Source organism: Streptomyces rugosispiralis, assembly GCF_024505145.1.
Lineage (GTDB): Bacteria > Actinomycetota > Actinomycetes > Streptomycetales > Streptomycetaceae > Streptomyces > Streptomyces rugosispiralis.
In genome coordinates this window covers 226,259-245,397 of sequence record NZ_JANIAA010000003.1, presented here as the reverse complement: position 1 = coordinate 245,397, position 19,139 = coordinate 226,259, and the positions used below count along the sequence as shown (strand labels likewise).

At 71.7% G+C, this 19,139-nt stretch carries 18 protein-coding genes; 5 read left to right on the top strand and 13 right to left on the bottom strand.

Annotated features, from left to right (window positions below; all coding sequences use genetic code 11):
• Positions 1 to 16 precede the first annotated feature (16 nt).
• Positions 17 to 2,482: an FtsX-like permease family protein gene (locus NP777_RS07530; protein ID WP_256649270.1), complete on the bottom strand. Its 2,466-nt coding sequence runs from the start codon at positions 2,480 to 2,482 to the stop codon at positions 17 to 19.
• On the bottom strand, positions 2,476 to 3,216 hold the full coding sequence (locus tag NP777_RS07525; protein WP_256649499.1) for an ABC transporter ATP-binding protein: 741 nt from the start codon (positions 3,214 to 3,216) through the stop codon (positions 2,476 to 2,478). The genes NP777_RS07530 and NP777_RS07525 overlap by 7 nt, the downstream gene beginning before the upstream one ends.
• A 167-nt stretch (positions 3,217 to 3,383) precedes the next feature.
• On the opposite strand from NP777_RS07525, the gene NP777_RS07520 reads away from it, so the two are divergent.
• Entirely contained in the window at positions 3,384 to 4,673 is a 1,290-nt protein-coding gene (locus tag NP777_RS07520; protein ID WP_256649269.1) for a sensor histidine kinase, read from the top strand.
• Positions 4,646 to 5,305, top strand: coding sequence for a response regulator transcription factor (locus tag NP777_RS07515; RefSeq protein WP_256649268.1), 660 nt, complete (start codon positions 4,646 to 4,648; stop codon positions 5,303 to 5,305). The genes NP777_RS07520 and NP777_RS07515 overlap by 28 nt, the downstream gene beginning before the upstream one ends.
• 28 nt (positions 5,306 to 5,333) lie before the next feature.
• On the opposite strand, the gene NP777_RS07510 is transcribed toward NP777_RS07515, so the two are convergent.
• Positions 5,334 to 5,807: an SbtR family transcriptional regulator gene (locus NP777_RS07510; RefSeq protein WP_256649267.1), complete on the bottom strand. Its 474-nt coding sequence runs from the start codon at positions 5,805 to 5,807 to the stop codon at positions 5,334 to 5,336.
• Here NP777_RS07510 and NP777_RS07505 point away from each other — a divergent pair.
• Complete coding sequence (locus NP777_RS07505) at positions 5,794 to 6,441, top strand: SDR family NAD(P)-dependent oxidoreductase (RefSeq protein WP_256649266.1); 648 nt, start codon at positions 5,794 to 5,796, stop codon at positions 6,439 to 6,441. The genes NP777_RS07510 and NP777_RS07505 overlap by 14 nt on opposite strands.
• Before the next feature lie 30 nt (positions 6,442 to 6,471).
• On the opposite strand, the gene dacB is transcribed toward NP777_RS07505, so the two are convergent.
• On the bottom strand, positions 6,472 to 7,815 hold the full coding sequence (gene dacB / locus NP777_RS07500) for a D-alanyl-D-alanine carboxypeptidase/D-alanyl-D-alanine endopeptidase (RefSeq protein ID WP_256649265.1): 1,344 nt from the start codon (positions 7,813 to 7,815) through the stop codon (positions 6,472 to 6,474).
• Positions 7,816 to 8,126: 311 nt separating this feature from the next.
• On the opposite strand from dacB, the gene NP777_RS07495 reads away from it, so the two are divergent.
• A complete protein-coding gene (locus NP777_RS07495; RefSeq protein WP_256649264.1) occupies positions 8,127 to 9,557 on the top strand; it encodes a DUF1996 domain-containing protein in 1,431 nt (476 codons plus the stop codon).
• An 80-nt stretch (positions 9,558 to 9,637) separates the two neighbouring features.
• On the opposite strand, the gene NP777_RS07490 is transcribed toward NP777_RS07495, so the two are convergent.
• From NP777_RS07490 to NP777_RS07470, 5 genes are all read right to left on the bottom strand, one after another.
• Positions 9,638 to 10,576, bottom strand: a complete 939-nt coding sequence (locus NP777_RS07490) for a D-alanyl-D-alanine carboxypeptidase family protein (RefSeq protein WP_256649263.1) — start codon at positions 10,574 to 10,576, stop codon at positions 9,638 to 9,640.
• A gap of 119 nt (positions 10,577 to 10,695) precedes the next feature.
• Positions 10,696 to 11,376, bottom strand: a complete 681-nt coding sequence (locus tag NP777_RS07485) for an HAD family hydrolase (RefSeq protein ID WP_256649262.1) — start codon at positions 11,374 to 11,376, stop codon at positions 10,696 to 10,698.
• Between the two features lie 29 nt (positions 11,377 to 11,405).
• Positions 11,406 to 11,903, bottom strand: coding sequence for a hypothetical protein (locus NP777_RS07480; RefSeq protein WP_256649261.1), 498 nt, complete (start codon positions 11,901 to 11,903; stop codon positions 11,406 to 11,408).
• 14 nt (positions 11,904 to 11,917) lie between these two features.
• Entirely contained in the window at positions 11,918 to 13,054 is a 1,137-nt protein-coding gene (locus NP777_RS07475; protein ID WP_256649260.1) for a hypothetical protein, read from the bottom strand.
• Positions 13,054 to 13,605, bottom strand: coding sequence for a hypothetical protein (locus NP777_RS07470; RefSeq protein WP_256649259.1), 552 nt, complete (start codon positions 13,603 to 13,605; stop codon positions 13,054 to 13,056). The genes NP777_RS07475 and NP777_RS07470 overlap by 1 nt, the downstream gene beginning before the upstream one ends.
• A gap of 184 nt (positions 13,606 to 13,789) precedes the next feature.
• Here NP777_RS07470 and NP777_RS07465 point away from each other — a divergent pair, with 184 nt between their 5' ends.
• Positions 13,790 to 14,824, top strand: a complete 1,035-nt coding sequence (locus NP777_RS07465; RefSeq protein WP_256649258.1) for a lactonase family protein — start codon at positions 13,790 to 13,792, stop codon at positions 14,822 to 14,824.
• A 98-nt stretch (positions 14,825 to 14,922) separates the two neighbouring features.
• Here the strand turns inward: NP777_RS07465 and NP777_RS07460 are convergent, their stop codons facing one another.
• The 4 genes from NP777_RS07460 to NP777_RS07445 all read right to left on the bottom strand — a co-directional run bounded on the left by NP777_RS07460 (position 14,923) and on the right by NP777_RS07445 (position 19,040).
• Positions 14,923 to 15,921: a hypothetical protein gene (locus tag NP777_RS07460; RefSeq protein WP_256649257.1), complete on the bottom strand. Its 999-nt coding sequence runs from the start codon at positions 15,919 to 15,921 to the stop codon at positions 14,923 to 14,925.
• Positions 15,922 to 16,231: 310 nt separating this feature from the next.
• A complete protein-coding gene (locus tag NP777_RS07455) occupies positions 16,232 to 17,497 on the bottom strand; it encodes an N-acetylglucosamine kinase (RefSeq protein ID WP_256649256.1) in 1,266 nt (421 codons plus the stop codon).
• 4 nt (positions 17,498 to 17,501) lie between these two features.
• Positions 17,502 to 18,323 carry a phospholipid scramblase-related protein gene (locus NP777_RS07450; RefSeq protein WP_256649255.1) on the bottom strand — a complete coding sequence of 274 codons (822 nt, stop codon included), beginning with the start codon at positions 18,321 to 18,323 and terminating at the stop codon, positions 17,502 to 17,504.
• Positions 18,324 to 18,362: 39 nt separating this feature from the next.
• Complete coding sequence (locus NP777_RS07445) at positions 18,363 to 19,040, bottom strand: uracil-DNA glycosylase (protein WP_086885372.1); 678 nt, start codon at positions 19,038 to 19,040, stop codon at positions 18,363 to 18,365.
• Positions 19,041 to 19,139 lie beyond the last annotated feature (99 nt).

The following is a 19,139-nucleotide window of genomic DNA, read 5'->3' as shown; positions in this document are numbered from 1 at the left end:
GTGTGGGCCGGCGTGGTCACTCCCGCAGCCCCGCCAGCGCCACCGCCCGGCGGCGGAGGGCGAACGCGGCGGGGGCGACCGACGAGACCACGGCGAGTACCGCGCAGGCGGCCACGGCCGCGCCGACGGCCGTCCAGGGGAGGGCGATCGTGGTCCGCACCGACAGCAGGGCCAGGGCGCTCCACATGCCCACCAGGTTGAGCCCGGTGACCAGGAGGCCCAGGACCGCGCCGACCGCGACCACCGTCAGCGCCTCGGCGCCCACCAGCCGCAGCACCTGCCAGGTGGTGGCTCCGGCCAGGCGCAGCACGGCCAGGTCGCGGACGCGTTCGGAGGTGGCCATCACCATGGTGTTGGCCACGGAGATGCCCGTGTAGAGGAGGGCGATGCCGAGGACCAGCAGAAAGCCGAGCCGGGTCGTGCGGTTGGTCCCGGGGTAACTCGCCCTCACCCATTGGTCCTTGGTGAACACGTGGCCGCCGGTGGTGCGCACCGCCGCACGCAGCCCGGCGGCCGCGGCGCCCGGGTCGGCGCCCTGCGCGAGGGCGATGTCGACCCGGTCCACGGTCGCACCGGGCGCGTTGCGCGGGGTGACGTGGACGCCGTTGTCGCCGGTGCCGGTGGCCATCACCGCGGCGATCCGCAGCGACCGCTCCGTGCCGTCGCCGAGCCACACCCGCACCCGCTCGCCCACGGTGTGCCGTTGCCACTCGCCATTGACGATGATCGAGTCGTCGTCCAGATCGCGCGCCTTCCCCGCCACGATCGGCAACCGGGACGTGGTGGCGAGCGCGCCCGGATCGGCGGCGCGGGCCTCGGACTTCATGAGCGACACGCCGTCCTCCAGGACGTAGACGGCGCTCGACGAGGTCGCCGACACCTCGACACCGGGCACCTCGCGCAGCCTGCGCAGCGCCGCCGTATCGAAGCCCGCACCCCCGGCCGGGGTGACGACGAAGTCGGCGGCCGTCCGCTGCCGGGTCTCGGCGGCCCGCGCCCGGTTCAGCGTCGCGGTGGCGCCCAGGAGCGAACCGGCGAGGGCGACCGTGACCAGAACGGGCGCCGCGATGGCGGCCGTACGGCGCACACCGGCCGCGGCGTTCTCCCGCACCAGCATGCCGCCGGCACCCGGCAGCCGGGCCGGGAGCCAGGCGATCAGCCGGGTCAGCGGCCGCACCGCCACCGGTGCGAGCAGCGCGACCGCGCTGATCAGCAGCATCGGGCGGCTCACATAGGTCTTCCGGTGCAGCAGGTCGCCAGGGTCGGTGAGCAGGGTCAGGCACAGCGTCACGGCGGCGGTCACCAGCAGGGCCAGGCCGGAAAGCCATCGGCCCCGGGTCATCGTCCGGCCCGTCCCGCTGTCCGCGGACGCCTCGCGCAGCGCCTGGGCGGGGCCGGCGCGCCCCGCCCGCCAGGACGCGGCCGCCGCACCGCACAGCGCGACGCACAGCCCCGTCCAGAAGGCCAGGTGGTACGGCCAGACATGGTCGCCGATGGCGAACCAGCGCGGCGCGAGACCACCGTCGGCCACCCGGCCGGCCAGCCGTGGCGCGCCGTACGCGCCGAGCAGACAGCCGGTGGCCGAGGCGGCCGCACCGACCACGAGCGCTTCGGCGAGGACCATCCGGCGGATCTGGCCCGGGGTCGCCCCCGCCACCCGCAGCAGCCCGAACTCCCGGCGCCGCTGGGCGACCGCGAACGCGAAGGTGGAGGCCACCACGAACACCGACACGAAGGCGGCGACACCGCCCGCCGTGCCGAACATCGCGTTCATCGCGGTGAGGGCCTCCCGGTCCCGGTCCGGGTCGGGGTCGGCCCGGTGGCGTTCCCGCCCGGTGAGGACCCGGACCCCGTCGCTGCCGCGCACCGCCTCGCGGACAGCCGCCGGGTCGGCGTCCACGACGAGCTGGACGCCGGTCGGTGACAGCCGGGCGGCGTGTGCGTCGGTGTAGAAGACGGCGTTCTCGAAGCCGCGCCCCGCGACGGTTCCGACGACCCGCACGGTGCCGCGGTCGGTCCGTACGCGGTTCCCCGGGCTCGCCCAGCCCCCGCTGACCACGACCTCGTCGGCCGCGCGGGGCGGGCGTCCCGCGTCGATCCGGTACGGGGCGAAGGCGGCGGTGGACCAGGGGTGCCCCACGAGGTCGTCCGGCCCGCCCCGCGCCCGTACGGCGAAGGACCGGTCCATGACGACGGCGCCGAGCCTCCGCAGCTTCGCGACGGTCCCGGCGGGCACGGCACGCGGGTGTGCGAGCCTCTGGACCTGGACCCCGGCCGAGGTGTCCACCCGCAGGGTGTCGGCTCCCCTGACCACGACCGGCGCGGCGGCGAACCGCTCGGGCCCGCGGTCGGGCGCATCCAGGGACGAGGCGAGCGCCAGGCCCATCGCCGCGGTCAGCGCGACGCCCAGGGCGAGGGCGACGAAGCTGCCGGCGAAGGTGGCCCAGCGGGTGCGCAGGGTGCACAGGGCGACGCTCAGCACGGCACGGCCTCCAGCGTGGCCATGTGCGCGGCGATGGTGTCGGCACCTGCCCCGGCCAACTCGCCGCTCACCCGCCCGTCGACGAGGAAGAGCACACGGTCGGCGCAGGAGGCGGCCACCGGGTCATGCGTGACCATGACGATCGTCTGGCCCTCGCCGTCGGCCATCCCGCGCAGCAACGTCAGCACCTCACGGCCGGTCCGCGAGTCGAGGGCCCCGGTCGGTTCGTCGCCGAAGAGCACATCGGGCCGGGTGATCAGGGCGCGGGCCAGGGCGACACGCTGCTGCTGGCCACCGGACAGCTCCGCCGGACGGTGCCGCGCCCGCTCGCCGAGCCCGACCTGCTGGAGCACCTCACGCACCCGGGCCTTGGCGGGGCGGTGACCGGCGAGGCGCAGCGGCAGCGTCACATTCTGCTCCGCGGTCAGCGCCGGCAGCAGGTTGAACGCCTGGAACACGAACCCGACGCGCCGGCGGCGCAGCAGGGTCAGCCTGGTCTCGCTCAGCCTCGTCAGCTCGGTCCCGGCCACGGTGACCGACCCCGACGTCGGGCGGTCCAGCCCCGCGGCGCACTGCAACAGCGTCGACTTGCCGGATCCCGAGGGGCCCATGACGGCGGTGAACGATCCCCTGGGGAACGACAGCGAGACGTCGTCGAGCGCCGTCACCGCGCCATCCCCGGAGCCGTAGCGTCTGCTGACCGAACGCAACTGGATCACGTCGTTGTTGTTCATCTGTCCCCACTCCGCCGGGTTGCCGTCCTCGGTGATCTCACGAAACCGCGCGGAGGCACCGCGCCGCAGTACGGCGGGGGCGAGACCTGGGGTAGGGCCAGGCATACCCCCGAAGGGCTCCCTGGCCCGATGGCACCGGCGGGACCGGGCCTTCTACGGTGACCTCCATGCATCCGCGCAACGTGTGGCACGCCATGGCCGGGCCTGGCTTCCTGCTGTCGGCGTGGCCGTGGCGCGCCGCCGGTTATCTGCTCAGCGGAGCGGTGACCGGTGCCGTCGCGCTCGTGATGATCGCGGCCACGGCGGCGGCCGGAGCCGTTCTCGCCCTCGTACTGGTCGGGGTCCCGCTGCTCGTCCTCGTGGCCCTCGCCGGAATCCCGGTGGCCTGGGTGGAACGGCGGCGGATGCGTCTGATCGACGCGGACCCCGCCGTCGACCCGCACCGGGCGCCCCTCGCCCATGGCCTCTGGGCCTGGCTGACCACGCGGACGAGGGAGCAGGCGACGTGGCGGGAGCTGGGCCATGCCCTGCTGTTCGCGGTGGTGCTGTGGCCGGTCGACGCGCTCGTCGTCGCCGTCGCCCTGCTCTGCCCGCTGTCCATGGCCGCGACCCCGCTGCTGATGGCCACGGTCGGCGGTGGCCAGGAGACGAAGGTGCTCAAGCAGTGGACGGTCACCACCTGGCCGTCGGCCCTCGCGATCGCCGTGCTCGGTGTGGTGCTCCTGATGCTGGGCGGCTATGCCCTGGGGGTGGTGGCGGGCGCCCGGAGCGGTCTGACACGTCTGCTGATCGCTCCGGGCGAGGCCGAACTGGGCACGAGGGTGGTCGAGTTGACCCGTTCCCGGCTCCGGCTGGTGGACGCCTTCGAGGCGGAACGGCGGCGCATCGAGCGCGATCTGCACGACGGGGCGCAGCAGCGGCTGGTGGGACTGACGATGACGCTCGGCCTGGCCCGCCTGGACGCACCTGCCGGGCCGGTCGCCGATCAGCTCGCGAAGGCCCACCGGGAGGCGGACGAGGTGCTCGCGGAGCTGCGCGAACTCATCCGCGGCATCCACCCCAAGGTGCTGTCGGACCATGGCCTCCCCGCGGCCGTCGCCGACGCCGCGGACCGCTCCGCGATCCCCGTGGACGTGGATCTGGCCCTGTCCGGACGGCTGCCCCAAGCGGTGGAGGCCGCCGCGTACTTCGTCGTCCGCGAGGCCCTCACCAACGTCGCCAGGCACAGCGGGGCGAGCCGCGCGGAGGTGAGCGGAGGACACCGGGACGGCCGGCTGTTCCTCCAGGTGCGCGACAACGGCCGGGGCGGTGCGGACACCGGCGCCGGTACCGGCCTGACCGGACTCGCGGACCGGGTCGCGGCGCTGGATGGCAGAATCTCCCTGTCCAGCCCGCCGGGCGGACCGACCCTGTTGCGTGTGGAGATTCCTTGCGTACGGACCGACCGCTCCGCGTAGTACTGGCCGAGGACAGTGTGCTGCTGCGGGAGGGGCTCATCGGCCTGCTCGGCCGCTGCGGGCATGACGTCGTCGCGGCCGTCGGCGACGCTCCCGCACTGCTCGCCGCGGTCGAGGAGCACGCTCCCGACATCGTCCTGACGGATGTGCGGATGCCCCCGGGGTTCCAGGACGAGGGCCTGCACGCGGCGGTGCGGCTGCGCGAGACGCTGCCCACGCTGCCCGTCCTGGTCCTCAGCCAGTACGTACAACGGACATACGCCGCGGAACTGCTGGACTCCGGTGACGGAACGGGCGTCGGCTACCTGCTGAAGGACCGGGTCGGGCAGGTGGCGGACTTCGTGGCCGCCCTGTGCGAGGTCGCGGACGGTGGCACCGTCGTCGACCCCGAAGTGGTGCGCCAGTTGCTGCGCCGACGCCGCGACCCGCTGGAGCGGCTCACCGCGCGGGAGCGGGAGGTGCTGGGGCTGATCGCGGAGGGCAAGTCGAACGGTGCCATCGCCCGTGAACTGGTCGTGTCCGAGGCGGCCGTGGGCAAACACATCGGCAGCATCCTCACCAAGCTGGACCTCCCTCCGGCGGAGGAGACCCATCGCAGGGTGCTGGCGGTCCTCGCCTACCTGCGGGCGTGACGCGGACGATCCGGCCAGGCCGGTCCGGCTATCGCGGGCCCGTGAGGTTCTCCATCACCTCGTAGACCTGATCCGGGGTGAGCGGGCCGACGGGGAGCGGCGGGCGGGCGGCCTCGGCGCGCAGTCCGTCGAGGAGGAAGGCGATATTGCGGCGCCAGGCGTCAGGGGCCGTGCGGGGGGTGGCCCGGGCCAGCACGGCGTTGGAGCCGAGGACGAACACCAGGTCCTCGGTGGTGAAGTCGGGGCGTAGCGCACCCGCGTCCTGGGCCCGCTCGATGATGCGCTTGGCGGCGTCCAGCGTCCGGCCGCAGACGGCCATGAGGCGCTCGGCGCCCGGGTAGCGGCCCCCGACCACATCGGCGACCGCCGGATCGACGGCCTGTATCCGGCAGAGCCCCTCGATGTAGTGCGCGAACCCCTCCCAGGCGTCCTCGTGGGACAGGGCCCGCTCGGCGATCTCCTCGCGCGAAGGCTTCCGGGTCGCCCTGGTGGCGCGCCGCAAGGACCGCCTGGACGGGCTCGTCGAGCGGCTCGCCGGTGAAGGGATCGAGGCGGCCGCCTTCTCCGCCGATCTGTCGAAGCCCGCCGAGGTGCCCGCCCTGATCGCGGCCATCCGTGACCGCTTCGGCCGGATCGACGCCGTCGAATACGGGCCGATCAGCGGCGACCAGGGCTTCACCGCCGCCACCAAGCTGGACGCGGCCACCCTGGAGGGGCTGATCCCGCTGCTCCTGCTCACCCCGGTGGAGGTGGTCCGCGCCGTGCTGCCGGAGTGGACCGAGCGCGGCGACGGCGCCTTCCTGCTGACGCATGGCTACTCGGCGGCGCAGCCGATACCCCACCTCAGCGGCGTGGGCCCGGTGATGGCCGCGGCCCGTAACTACCTGTACTCACTCAACGGCGAGCTCGCCGGCACCGGCGTCTACGCGGGCACGCTCGCCATCGGGGCCATGATCGAGCGCAGCGAGATAGCGGAGTCGGCCACGTTGTCCGCGGCCGACGCCGAAGCGCTCGCGAACTTCCCGGTCGTCGACCCGGACGACCTCGCGGAGCACTACTGGGACATGTACACCGAGCGCGACCGTGTCGAGCGGTTCCACCCGGAGCCCCCGGCCACGCAGGCCAACGCCGGGTGACCCGCGAGGCCGGGGACTTGGGCCGTGCGGCTACGCCCAGCAGCCGTTGACCGTGGCGGCCAGGCCGTCGAGGGCGTCCTTGGTGGCGGCCGGGTCGGCGGAGGACTGGTTCTCGATGAAGGAGAAGACCTTCCACCGGCCGTCCTCCGCCTTCGTCAGGCCGCTGAGCGCGATGGCGCCGGTCAGCGTGCCCGTCTTGGCCTTGACCTGGCCGACGGCGCACTGGGAGTCCGGGGTGTCGAAGCGGCCCCACTCGGGGCCCAGGGTGCTGCCCGCCTCGCCCGCCACCGGCAGGCCCTCGTCGATGGAGCGCAGCCGCCAGCCGTAGCGCGGGTCGGTGAGCAGGTCGAGGATGTCCGCCACGGTCCGCGCCGGGATGCGGTCCGCGCGGGAGAGCCCGCTGCCGTCGTGGATCTCGAAGTTGGCCATCGAGACCCCGTAGTGGCGGCTGAGCACGTCCCGCACCACGGCCGTGCCGTCCTCGTAGGTGGCGGGCCTGCCGGCGCCGAGCGCGGTCATGCGCAGCACCGTCTCGGCGATGTCGTTGTCGCTCTTCTTGAGCATCTTCTTGATCGTCTCGGCCAGCGTGGGGGACAGGTGCCGCCCCACCGGGACGTCCGTGGCCGAGGCCGTGCCGCGGGTGACCTCGCCGTCGACCGTGACGCCCTGGTCGGCGAGTTGCCGGGCGAAGACCTTCCCCGCGTCGATGGAGGTGTCCGCGGACAGCTTGCCGTCCACCACCAGGGAACGCACCGGCGACACCTGGTCGTCGTAGTAGGAGTCGTTCCAGCCGGTGGCGATGGTCGGCTCGGCGAAGAGGCTGTCGTCGACGCGGACCTTCACCGAGTCCAGGCCGCCGACCTTCACCCCGGCGGCGGCCGTCTTGGCGAGTTCGGTGAGGTCGGCGGTGGTCAGCATGCGGTCGCCGCCGCCGATGAGGGTGAGCGTGCCGTCGCCGTAGACCACCTTGGTGGTGAACCGGTGCTCGGGGCCGAGCACGGTCAGCGCCGCCGTGGCGGTGGCCAGCTTGGCGTTGGACGCGGGCATCAGCGCGGTGTCGGCGTCATGCCCCCAGATGACCTTGTCGGACGCGGAGTCCAGCACGATGCCGCTGAAGGTGTCGCCCAGACTCGGGTTCTGGGCACGGGTGTTGAGGTTCTCCGCGATCCGCTGCTCGGCGGGGTCCAGCCCGTCGGCGGCCACGGACTGGGCCGTCGCGGTGGGCTTGGCGCTCTTGTCGGCGGCGAGCGCCGACGGAGCGGACAGCAGTGCGCCCGTGACCGGGACGGCCGCGACGATGAACGCGCGGCGCACGGCGAGACTCAGGGGCTTGGCTTTGCGATGACGCCCGCTGGACGAGGTCGCGCTGGACATGGGGGGCTCCGGGGCGCGTAGAAGGACATTGGGGGGTGGTGAAACGAAGCACTCACTTTAGCCGTAGCTGATCACCTTCGTCCCGTCGGTCCGTGGACATGTGGTGAAGCCGATGCGGAGATACCTCACTCCACCGACTCCTCCGGCTATTTACGAATGTTGCGGCCACCGTTGAGAACGATCGCCCCGCCGTCCGTATCCATCGGCGTCGGGTTGTGCCCTCCCCTCCGGGACGGGTGGCGGAGCGCGCTCCGACATGGCCGAGGGCAAGGCGTCCCCGGCGTATGAAGACTGCCGATGAGGGGCGAAGGATGAGGAACAAGAAGAGACACAAGCGATCCAGGGTCATCGGGCTGACCGTGGTCGGAGTGACCGCACTGGCCGTGGGCGGCGGGGCGCTCCTGATGACCGACAACGATGCTTCCGCCGCCCGTCAGCCGGCCGGGCAGCAGGCGCCGGCGCGGACGGCGATGACCGTCAAGTGCCCGGATGCCGCGACCCGTCTGGCGAGCGTGCCGCAGCAGGCGCGGCCCGCCGTGGACAAGGAACTGGCCACGATGGACAGCCAGGTGGCCGACGCCTACAAGCAACTGGCCGCGCGCGGCCCCGGCGCCGACCGGGACTGGGTGCGCACCCGGGTGCTGGAGCCGCTGACCGCCCAGCGGCGTGGTGCGCTGGACCGCATCGGGAACGAGATCGGCCGGGTGGCGAGCCGCCCGTCCGGCCTGGACACGATGGCGTCCTGCACCGTGCAGGAGTCGCCCGGCCCCGCCGCCGCACCGGCCGCCGCTTCGGCGGGCGCCACCCCCGCCGCGGGAACGGCCGCCCCCTCCGCTCCGGCCGCGGGCGGCCAGGCGCAATCCGGTCCGGTACGGGCGGACTTCGTGGACATCCGCAAGGTGAAGCCGAACGTCAAGAACCCCCGCACCCAGGGCAACGCCTCCCGCGGCACCTTCTCGTCGCGCTGCGGACGCAATGAGAACAAGCACTTCAACTCGGACAACGTGATCGTCGCCCCCGGGGTGTCCAACGGCGCCCACCACATGCACGACTACGTCGGCAACCGCGACACCGACGCCTTCTCCACCAACGACGGCCTCGCCGCCGCCGGGACCACCTGCACCAACGGCGACCGCTCCACCCACTACTGGCCGGTCCTGCGGCTCCAGGACGGGACGAAGGAGGTCGACGCCGACGCGCCGGGCGGTGGCACCGAGGGCAACATCGGCCGGATCCTGCGGCCGGCCACCGCGTCGATCACCTTCCGCGGCAGCGCGGTGTCCAAGGTCGTGGCGATGCCGAAGTTCCTGCGCATCATCACCGGCGACGCCAAGGCCTTCACCAACGGCACGGCCAACGCCAACGCCTCCTGGAGCTGCACCGGCTTCGAGAACCGGCAGCTGAAGGACAAGTACCCGCTCTGCCCGAAGGGCAGCAAGGTGGTCCGTACGTTCAAGTTCCAGAGCTGCTGGGACGGCAAGAACGCCGACAGCGCGAACCACCGCACCCATGTGGCGTTCGCGGACGCCAAGGGCGCGTGCGCCAAGGGGTTCAAAGCCATCCCGCAGCTGGTCCAGCGGATCACCTACAAGGTCGCACCCGGCTCGCTCTTCGCGGTCGACAGCTTCCCCGAGCAGCTGCACAAGCCGGTGACCGACCACGGCGACTTCATCAACGTGATGTCCGACTCGCTGATGAAAAAGGCCGTGAAGTGCATCAACACCGGGCGCAAGTGCGGCTGACAGCCGCTGCCCGCAAGGCCCGGTGCCCCGGCCGGACTTCAGATCCGGCCGGGGCACCGCCCATGTGTGGTTCAGCCGGTTCAGTCCTGGGGCGTGCCCTTGGGCAACTGCCGCCACGTCACCTTGGTGTTGGCCCGGAACGCCCAGTCGAGCATCTTCTTCGCGTCCGGGTAGCGCTTGGGCGCGTTGAGGATCACGCCCACGACGGTGCGTCCGTCACGCTTCGCGGCGAAGACCAGACACCTGCCGGGTGCGGTGCCGGTGCCCGTCTTGATGCCGATCGTGCCGCTGTACGAGCCCAGCAGCCGGTTGGTGTTGTTCCAGTAGTACGTCCTGGTCCTGCCGTTGGCGGCCGGCGCCTTCTGGATGGTGTCGACGGACTTGACGACCGTGCTCAGGGTGGCGTTGCGCAGCGCGTGCCTGGCCAGCTTGGTCATGTCGCGCGGCGTGGTGTAGTTCTGTCCCCCCTCCGATATGCCGTCGAAGGTGTCGTAGTGGGTCTTGGTCATCCCCAGCGCGGACGCCTTCTTGTTCATCTGCGCGATGAACGACTTGGTGCGCTTGGCGGTGGTGTCACCCGTGCCGAACGTGTCGGCGAGCGCCATGGCCGCGTCGCAGCCGGACGGCAGCAGCAGGCCGTACACCAGCTGCTTGACGGTGAGCTTGTCCCCCTTCTGCAGGTCCGCCTTGCTGCCACCGACGCGCGCGGTGTAGTCGATGTACGACTGCTTGACGGAGACCTTCTTGCTGAGATCCAGCCCCCGGCTGTCGAGCACCACCATCGCCGTCATGAGCTTCGTGGTGCTCGCCATCGGCCGCTTGGTGTCCGCAGCCTTGGCCCACAGCTGCTTGTTGGTGCCGTTGTCCAGCAGATACGCGCCCTTGGCACTGACCCCCGACGGCCCCGCGGTCTCGGTGGCCTGAGCGGTGCTCGCCGGCACGGCGACCGTCAAGGCCGCCGCCGAGGCGATGACCGCCGTCCCCCAGCGGCGGATCGCCTTACCCCCACGTCTTTCCATACGCCCTCCGTCTCTCCTATGACATGCCGGTGAATGTCCGGGCATGCGCGCATCGTCTCACTGGAGGGCGGATGACGATGTCCCGGGGTGGCCGACGGCGACCGCGTCGCCGGGCGCCGTCAACGACCGTCCGTGACCCACTCATAGGCCCGCCGGGCGTCGAACTCCGGCTGCCCGCCCCGGAAGAGCAGTTCCGCGGAGGCGAACAGCTCCCCGTCCGGCGACGGCCCACCCGCGTACGGCACGGCGATGCACCGCATCCCGGCCCGCCGCGCCGCCTCCACCCCCGGACCGGCGTCCTCGACCACCACACACTGCACCGGATCGACGGCCAGCAGCCGCGCCGCGGCCAGGAACACATCCGGCTCCGGCTTGCCACGGCCCACGTCCTCCGCGGACACATAGACGGGCAGCAGCGCGTCCAGCCCGGTGGCCTTGAGCGCGGTCTCGATCGCGGAACGCGACGACCCGGAGGCCACGATCAGCGGATGCCCGGCGGCCCCCAGCCGCTCCACGAAGGCCCGCATCTCGGGAAAGATCTCGGTCGTGGCCGCCAGCTCCAGATAATGCTGGTTCTTGACGGCGAGCAGCTCATCCACGGGCGCCTCGATGCCATACCGCTCGCGCAGCGTCTCCAGCGTCTCGCGGGTCCCGATCCCGATGAACTGCGTATGCTCCTCCCAACTGAAGCCGGTGACCCCATACCGCTCGAGGGTCCGCCTCCCCGCCTCGTAGTAGAGAGGCTCGCTGTCCACAAGAGTGCCGTCCAGGTCGAAGATCACGGCGGGCATGGTGCTCATGGGGACAGCATGCCAAGACTTCGCTCCCGCTATCGCCGGAACTCCGCGTCGGGGCATTTGTCGGGGTCGTCCTGGGCCAGGAGCACGGGGTCATCGGGCGAACCGCCGACCGTCAGCTTCTGGTCCTCCGTTGGAACGTCGCTCTCGGGGGTGCCTTCCTGGAAACCGAGCCGCACCCCGGGGATGACATCCCCGTCGGTGGCCTCCGTCGCGTCGTAGGACCAGACGCCCCGGCCCTCGAACCGGCGTTCGTCGTCCAGGAACGGGTCGTACGGCCACTTGCGCACCTCGAGCGACCCATCGGTGTCGAGAGTGATGCGCATGCCGTGCGGGCCTCGGTAGGTCCCGGGCAGATCGCTCTCGGACACCTTGGCGTTCGGGCGCGCACATTCCCCCGACACGGCGTTGAGCACGCCGACGCACCCCACGGGGAGCAACACCAGGCACACCAGCCCGATCAGCGCGAATCTGAGCGGGCGGATGCGCCAGATTCTCCGGAGCGATCCCGGTTCTTTCGTCTGTTTCATTCTCGATGTATCTGTCAGTGATCGGCCGGATCGATACGTTCGGTCCAGACCAGACGTTCTTTGATGTCCGCTCCTGGGCCGTTGTCGTGATTGAAGACCTTCTGCCATTTCGAGTAGCCGGGCACGAAGGATTCCATGTCGGTGTCGTTCCTCACCGTGTACTGCACCACGAGCTTGCCATCGGGGTCGGTGCCCTTGACGACATAGTCGATGTCGTAGGAGCCGAAGAGTGATTGCGCCTCGTTGGTGTCGCCACCCCACAGGTTGTCGATCCCGGACAGCCCGGCCATGTCCTTGGCGTACGTGCCCACCTGTCCGAGGAATGACTGCCCGGCGATTCTGTGGTGGAGCGTGCCCTCCGCGTGGCCGGCATTCCACTTGTCCAGGGTCTGGCCCCGGATCGTGTGCATGCTCTCGCTCTTCCGAAGCTGCTCGACGAGCGGATCGTGCTGAGAGAATTCGTACGTGTCGTCCCCCGTCCCGGCGACCCAGTTGGCCAGCAGGGTGCGGGGCGTGAGGTGGTTCGCGGCGGGGTACGGGTCCAGGCCCCGCAGCTCGCGGCCGTACGCGTCGAAGCGGTCCGTGCTGATACCGCTGGTGTGGTTGATGTCCGTCCGCACCTTCCCGGTGTTGAACCATATGTCGAGGCCGATGTTGTCCATCAGGGTGATCGACAGGTCCTGGTCCGCCTCGAACGCATCGCGGAGGATCAGGTTGAGCTTCTTCTGCGCGGCGTTGACCTTGGCGGTGTCCTTCTCGGAGAGGTTGTCCTTCACATCGCATGCGCTGCTCAGGGTCACCTCACCTTTCGGGCCGACGTACATCCCCTCGTCGCCGAACCCCTTCACTGCCTCGTGCAGCCGCTTCTGGACGGCCTTCAGCTCTCCCGCCCCGTCCTCGATGGCCCTGCGCACCGCGTCGACGACCTTGGCGGCGGCGGTCGCCTGACGCTGGATGTCATCGATCTGCGCCCAGGCGTAGGGGGCGGCCATGCCCTCCCAATAGCCTTTGTCCCGCAGCGGCTTGAGCACCTCGTCCCGGATCTTGTCGTCCAGGTTCTTGATCTTTTCGTGAACGCCTTTCCACTTCGACGCCAGGGTGTCCAGGGCGCCGAAGTCGGCCGTCCGGAAGTCCTCGTAGAAGTACCCCATCAGTACCTCCAGATCGACGAGGCGGACGGGTCCTGGGTGACGCCCTGGTTCTTCGGATAGGGACTCTGGCCCTTTCCGTCGCCGAAGGAATCCCCAGTGCCCCCGTCCTGCCGCACGTGGGCGTTGGCCGCCTGTCGCAGGCTCTCGGAGATATGGGCGAGCCAGGCGGTGACCGTCCCGGCCTGTTCCTCCCAGTGCTTGTGCGAACGCTTCAGCGCACTCTCCACCTGGAGGCCGGCCACGGCCTTGGCCGCTGTGGCCGTCGGCTCTTCCAGGGAAGCCGCCTGCTTGTGGAGCGTGTCGTAGACGTCGTCCGCCTTCCCGGCCGCCCCGCGCAGCACGCTGGGCGCGATCGCGAGGTTCTGTGCCACCGGCCCCTGCACCCCGGGTCCCAGGGGGCGTTTGGGGATGGGAGCGGTGGGGTCGTAGATGTTGGCCCTGTCCGGCTGAGACGCCAGGGGCGGTGGTGCGAAAATTCCGTCGGTGATCGGTTTCCCCGGCGGGAGCGGCAGCTCGTCGTCCTTCGGCTCCGGCAGGTCCTCGTCGCTCATAAATCCCCCCGATTGTGAGCACGACAATCCTGCCGGCATGCTAACTGACCACCGTCGAAAGGCTCAGGTGCCACATGCCGCAGGTGGTCACCGAGTGCGCGGTGTGGCGGCGTGTTGGTCTAGACCGCTCTGTTAGCGTCGGCCCGAGCGGATACCGAACCGGAGTCGGCGGAAGGGTAGTGCGGTGGATGTGACCGGGAGTGGGTGGCGGGCGTATATCGGGTCGTTTACCTCGGCGGGGGGTGCCGGGATCACCGTCGCGGATGTCGATGACGAGACGGGGGCGCTGCGGATCCGGAACTCTACGGACGCGGTCGTCAATCCGTCCTATCTGGCGGTCGCGCCCGGTGGGCGGATGCTGTACGCGGTGAGTGAGACCGACGATGGGGCGGCCGCCGCTCTGGATGTCGGGCAGGAGCCGCCCTCGTTGGCCGGGGAGGCCGTGGCGGTGCTCGGGTCGGCGCCTACTCATCTGGCGCTCGCCGGTGGGCAGCTGCTGACGGCCAACTACGGGTCCGGGAGTGTCACGGCGCTGCCGGTGCTGGAGGACGGCCGACTCGGGGAGTCGGTGGCCGTGTTGCGGCATGCGGGCAGTGGGCCGCATCCGGAGCGGCAGCAGGGGCCGCATGCGCATGCCGTGGCGGCCGATCCGTCGGGTGGCTGGCTGCTCGCCGTGGATCTGGGGATCGACGCGGTGTGGGTGTACGCGCTGCCCGGACCGCGTCCGCATCGTGAGGTCCGGCTGCGTCCGGGGAGCGGTCCGCGCCATCTGGCGTTCCATCCGCGCGGCGACCGGGCGTATGTCATCAACGAGCTCGACCCGACGATCACGGCCTGCCGTTGGGACGCGGTGTCCGGCGTTCTGGAACCGCTGGGCGAGACCCGTCTGGTGCCCGAGGGCACGGACATCGAGACCTACCCCGCCGAGGTGGTGGTCTCCGGGGACGGCCGCTTCGTATGGGCCGCGAATCGCGGACATGACAGCATCGCGACGCTCGCCCTCGACGCGTCGGGCGACCGCATGGAGCTGGTCACCACCACGCCCTGTGGCGGCCACTGGCCGCGCGATCTGACGCTCGGTCCAACGGGACGGCGGCTCTATGTGTCCAATGAGCGCTCGGGCGATGTCACCTGGTTCGACATCGATCCGTCGAGCGGGGTGCCGCGTCGTGGGGGTTCGGTTCCGGCCCCGGCGGCGTCCTGTGTGGTCTTCGGGTGACGTTCGGCGGGTGACGTTCGGCGGGTGACGCGAGTGGGGGCGGTGACCTTGGTGGTCACCGCCCCGCTTCGTCGTCCGTCTTGCCGTCGTCCGCCGCGTCAGCGCATCGCCGGGGACGCCTGCTGCAGCGTGATGCCCAGCGCCGCCGCGTACTTCGCCAGCGCCAGCTTGCCCACGGCCGGGTAGTCGCCCAGCGCCTCGGCCGCCGAGCAGCCCGCCTCCTCGGCCGCCGCCGAGATCAGCTCGGCGGAGACCTCCGGGCCGATGAGGTACGGCGCGAGGGCGAGCCGCGCGGAGCCGGCCGAGCGCAGTTGCTCGGCGACGCGGAGGACGGCCCCGTCCTCGTCCAGCGCGGCGGCCATCACCGGCACCGCGAGGCGCGCGGAGAGCAGCATGCCGGTGATGCCACCGGCCTGGGCCGCCTCCTCGCCGCCCACCGTGGCGAGGATGATGCCGTCCGCGGCGGTCGCGACCGTGAAGAGACGGGCGCGGTCGGCGCGGGCCAGGCCCGCCTCCGACAGCCGCACGTGCAGGGCCTCGGCGAGCAGCGGATGCGGGCCGAGGACATCGGTGAGTTCGGCCGCCGAGCCACTGCTCATGACGGCCTGGCGTATGCGGCGCAGCTGGCCGTTGTCCGGGCCCGCGAGCAGCGGGACCACGACGGCCGCCGGGCCGTCCGTGGGCACCGTGGGGACGGGCGGGACCTCGTCGACGACCTCGCCCGCGGCCTCGGCCGCGGCGATCGCCTCCGCCGCCTCGTCGGCGAGGGCCTTGGCGGCCTCGGCCGCCTGCCGCAGCCGCTCGGGGTTCTCCTGGGCGGCGCGCGTGAGCACCGCCTCGAGCTGCGGGAACTCCTCGCCGTCGCCGTCCAGGAAACCGATCTGGGCGTCGAGTCCGGGCATCTCGGAACGGGCGATGCTCAGAAGCTCCTCGGCCAGGCGCCGGGCACCGTCATTCGGCGCACCGGGGACGGCCAGCACCAGCGGAGGCGCGCCGAGAGGTACGGCGGCGGGCTCCGGTCGGCGGTGCCGTCCGGGCTGGCGGGGACGCGGCATTCGTACAGGCAGGCCGGACGCGGGCCCTGTGGGGGAGCTCATGGCGCCGCATGTTAGTCGCTCAATGGGCTCGGCTGTTCGGGAGGGGGTGACTGGGGGCATCTGTCCCGCTTTGTCGACCGGTGTTGTGTGTTGATGTGCGCTCAGCGGCCACACTTGGCCGAAGAATCAGTCATGTGTCCGGAATGGTCGGTCATGGTGTTCGATATGGGGCGCCGGGTGTTGGGTGCTCGTATGGGACGCCCGTGTCGGCGCCCCGTGTCGTGCGCGTCTCGTTCTCTGCGTGGGGTGTGGGCTCAGACGATCTCCGTATGGGGCGTGGGCTCAGACGATCTCCGTATGGGGCGTGGGCTCATACGACGCCGAGCAGCGCCGGGTCCCGTGGCAGCCGCAGATCGTCCGTCGCCAGCGCCGCCGCGACGCACAGCGCCCCGTCCAGCGGGTCCCCGGCCGCCTCCGTGACCCGGACCCCGGGCAGCCGCGCCGCGAGTTCCTCGCGTACGGGCGTCAGCAGCGGCGCGCCCATGCGGAACAGCCCGCCGGTGAGCGCCACCTCGCTCGACTCCAGCCGGGGGCAGACGGCCTCGGCGGCCTCGGCGACATGGCGGGCTGCGGTCCGCAGGATCGCCTCCGCGACCGGGTCCTCGGCGGCGCACCGGCCCACCTCGGGGGCGAAGGAGGCGAGGACGGCGGGGCGGTCGGGGCGCGGATACAGCTTTCCCGGCAGCCCTGTCGCGGGGCCGAACACGGCTTCCAGACGGGCCAGCAACGGCTTGGAACCGCCGTCGCGCCCGTCGTACGCGCGCATCGCCGCCTCCAGGCCCGCCCGGCCGATCCACGCACCGCCGCCGCAGTCGCCCAGCAGATGGCCCCACCCGTCGGCCCGCCGCCAGCCGGTCGCGGCCCAGTGGGTGTCCCCGCCCGGGGCGGTGGCGTCCAGGCCAGAGGTGGCGTCCGTGCCGGCCGCACCGCCCGTGCCGGCCGCACCGCCCGTGCCGGCCGCACCGCCCGTGGTGGGTACGCCGCCCGTACGGGATGCGTCATCGGCGTCGGGCACGCCGCCCAAGCCGTCCGCGACTCCTTCCGGCACCGCCCCCAGCGCGATCAGCCCCGTCCCCGCCGCGACCACCGCACCGGGGCGCTGGCCCAACGCTCCGGCGTACGCGGTCACCGCGTCCGCGGCCAGCGCGAGTCGCCGTACGCCCAGGGCGGCGGCGAGGGCGTCCGGGAGCTTGGCGCGCAGGTCGTCGCCGAGTGTGGCCATGCCCGCCGCGCCGACGCAGACCGCGCCGAGGCGCCGGGCCCCGGCTTGGCGCAGCAGTTCCCGGGCGGCGGGCAGGACCCGCGCCAGCAGATCCTCCGCGTCGATGCCCCGGTCGCCGACGACGGCCGGCGTGGACGAGGACCACGTCAGCGGTGGCGAGGACCACGTCGGCGTCGGCGAGGACCACGTCGGCGGTGTGGACGAGGCCGGCGGCGGGGGCCCGGTCAGTGGGTTCTCCGCGGCGGAGCCGCCGTAGGCGTCCGCGCGGGCCACCCCCACCCGTACGCCCGAGCCGCCCGAATCGATCCCGAGCACATGCGTCGCCGCGGCGTCGGGCACCGTGTCGTCGGCCACCGGCTCAGCCGAATCCGCGGGAGTCCTGCTTGAGCGCCGTGTCCACGGTGAGGGCCGTGGCGATCACAAGGCTCAGCAGCGGGTCGGGCAGCTGGCGGTGGATCTGGAGGACGTAGTTGTCCGCCGTCGTGAACATCGTCTTCGCCAGGCCCTCCCACGTCTTGGTGATCCGGGCGACCTCGCTGTCCGTGTGGTCGACGATGGCGAAGTTCCAGGCCCGCCAGTTCTCCGCCTTGATGGCGCCGACCTGCTGGCCGTTGACGTGGATGCCGAAGTTGATCTTGCCGAAGACGTTCTGCTGGACGATCTCACCGACCGGCTGCCCGTCCGGACGGGTCACCAGCACCTTGGACTTCACGAACTTCGCGGGCCGGGTGAGCACCAGATGCGGCTGCCCGTTGGCGTCGCGGATCTCCAGCCGGTGCGTCATGAACTGGTCGAGGCTCGTGACGAACCGCGCGACCTTCTTCAGCGTGCTCTGGCCGACCTGGACCACCGAACCGATGGTGCGCCCGTGCTGGTCGAAGACGCTGTACTCATTGGTGAGCTCGATCAGCTTGGCCTTCTGGTTCACCACCAGCACCGGTTCGGTGAACAGCGTGCCGCCGCCGCCCGCCGTCGGCCCCACATGCGCCTGCTGCTGCACCTGGTGCTGGACCTTGCCGGGGTTGTGGTTGGGCGGGGCGGTCTGCTGCGGCGGGGGCTGGCCGGGCTGGCCCGCGTGGGTATGGGCGGTCCACTGGGCACCGTCCCACCAGCGCAGCTGGTTCGGCGTGCCCTGGGGGTCGGCGTACCAGCCCGCAGGGGTGTTCGTAGGTGATGTCATGGCGGGCAGACTACCCCTGGCCCACCTGGAACGATGGGGTCAGGGAAGGCGCCAGTCGACGGGCTGCGCGCCCTGCTGTGCCAGCAGTTCATTGGCGCGGCTGAAGGGACGGGAGCCGAAGAACCCGCGGTCGGCGGACATGGGGGAGGGGTGCGCGGACTCGACCGCCGGAAGGCTGCCCAGCAGCGGCCGTACGTTACGGGCGTCGCGGCCCCACAGGATGGCCACCAGGGGGCGGCCGCGTCCGGCCAGCGCGCGGATGGCCTGCTCGGTGACCTCCTCCCAGCCCTTGCCGCGGTGGGCGGCGGGGCGGCGCGGGGCCGTGGTGAGCGCCTTGTTGAGCAGCAGCACGCCCTGCTGGGTCCAGGGCGTCAGATCGCCGTTGGACGGACGCGGCAGCGCGAGGTCGGTGTGCAGTTCGCGGTAGATGTTCTCCAGACTGCCGGGCAGCGGCCGGACCTCGGGCGCCACCGAGAAGCTGAGCCCCACCGCGTGTCCGGGCGTGGGATACGGGTCCTGACCCACGATCAGCACCTTCACCTCGTCGAAGGGCTGCTGGAAGGCGCGCAGCACATTCGGCCCGGCGGGCAGATAGGTGCGGCCTGCCGCGATCTCGGACCGCAGGAAGTCGCCCATCGCCGCGATGCGTTCCTCGACGGGCTCAAGTGCCTTGGCCCAGCCCGCTTCCACAATTTCGTTCAAGGGTCGTGCTGCCACACCGCGTCACTCTAGTGGCTCAGCGGGTGGCCGCGTGACACCTCACGATCACTCTCAGCCGATCACGGCGAGTCCCTCAGCCGATCACGGCGAGTCCCT

What these genes read in the sequence shown, in the direction of transcription:
- NP777_RS07525 (WP_256649499.1), bottom strand. Translation starts at nt 3,216, where the DNA reads ATGAACAACAACGACGTGATCCAGTTGCGTTCGGTCAGCAGACGCTAC.
- NP777_RS07520 (WP_256649269.1), top strand. Translation starts at nt 3,384, where the DNA reads ATGCATCCGCGCAACGTGTGGCACGCCATGGCCGGGCCTGGCTTCCTG.
- dacB (WP_256649265.1), bottom strand. Translation starts at nt 7,815, where the DNA reads ATGTCCAGCGCGACCTCGTCCAGCGGGCGTCATCGCAAAGCCAAGCCC.
- NP777_RS07495 (WP_256649264.1), top strand. Translation starts at nt 8,127, where the DNA reads ATGAGGAACAAGAAGAGACACAAGCGATCCAGGGTCATCGGGCTGACC.
- NP777_RS07490 (WP_256649263.1), bottom strand. Translation starts at nt 10,576, where the DNA reads ATGGAAAGACGTGGGGGTAAGGCGATCCGCCGCTGGGGGACGGCGGTC.
- NP777_RS07485 (WP_256649262.1), bottom strand. Translation starts at nt 11,376, where the DNA reads ATGAGCACCATGCCCGCCGTGATCTTCGACCTGGACGGCACTCTTGTG.
- NP777_RS07480 (WP_256649261.1), bottom strand. Translation starts at nt 11,903, where the DNA reads ATGAAACAGACGAAAGAACCGGGATCGCTCCGGAGAATCTGGCGCATC.
- NP777_RS07475 (WP_256649260.1), bottom strand. Translation starts at nt 13,054, where the DNA reads ATGGGGTACTTCTACGAGGACTTCCGGACGGCCGACTTCGGCGCCCTG.
- NP777_RS07470 (WP_256649259.1), bottom strand. Translation starts at nt 13,605, where the DNA reads ATGAGCGACGAGGACCTGCCGGAGCCGAAGGACGACGAGCTGCCGCTC.
- NP777_RS07460 (WP_256649257.1), bottom strand. Translation starts at nt 15,921, where the DNA reads ATGAGCTCCCCCACAGGGCCCGCGTCCGGCCTGCCTGTACGAATGCCG.
- NP777_RS07450 (WP_256649255.1), bottom strand. Translation starts at nt 18,323, where the DNA reads ATGACATCACCTACGAACACCCCTGCGGGCTGGTACGCCGACCCCCAG.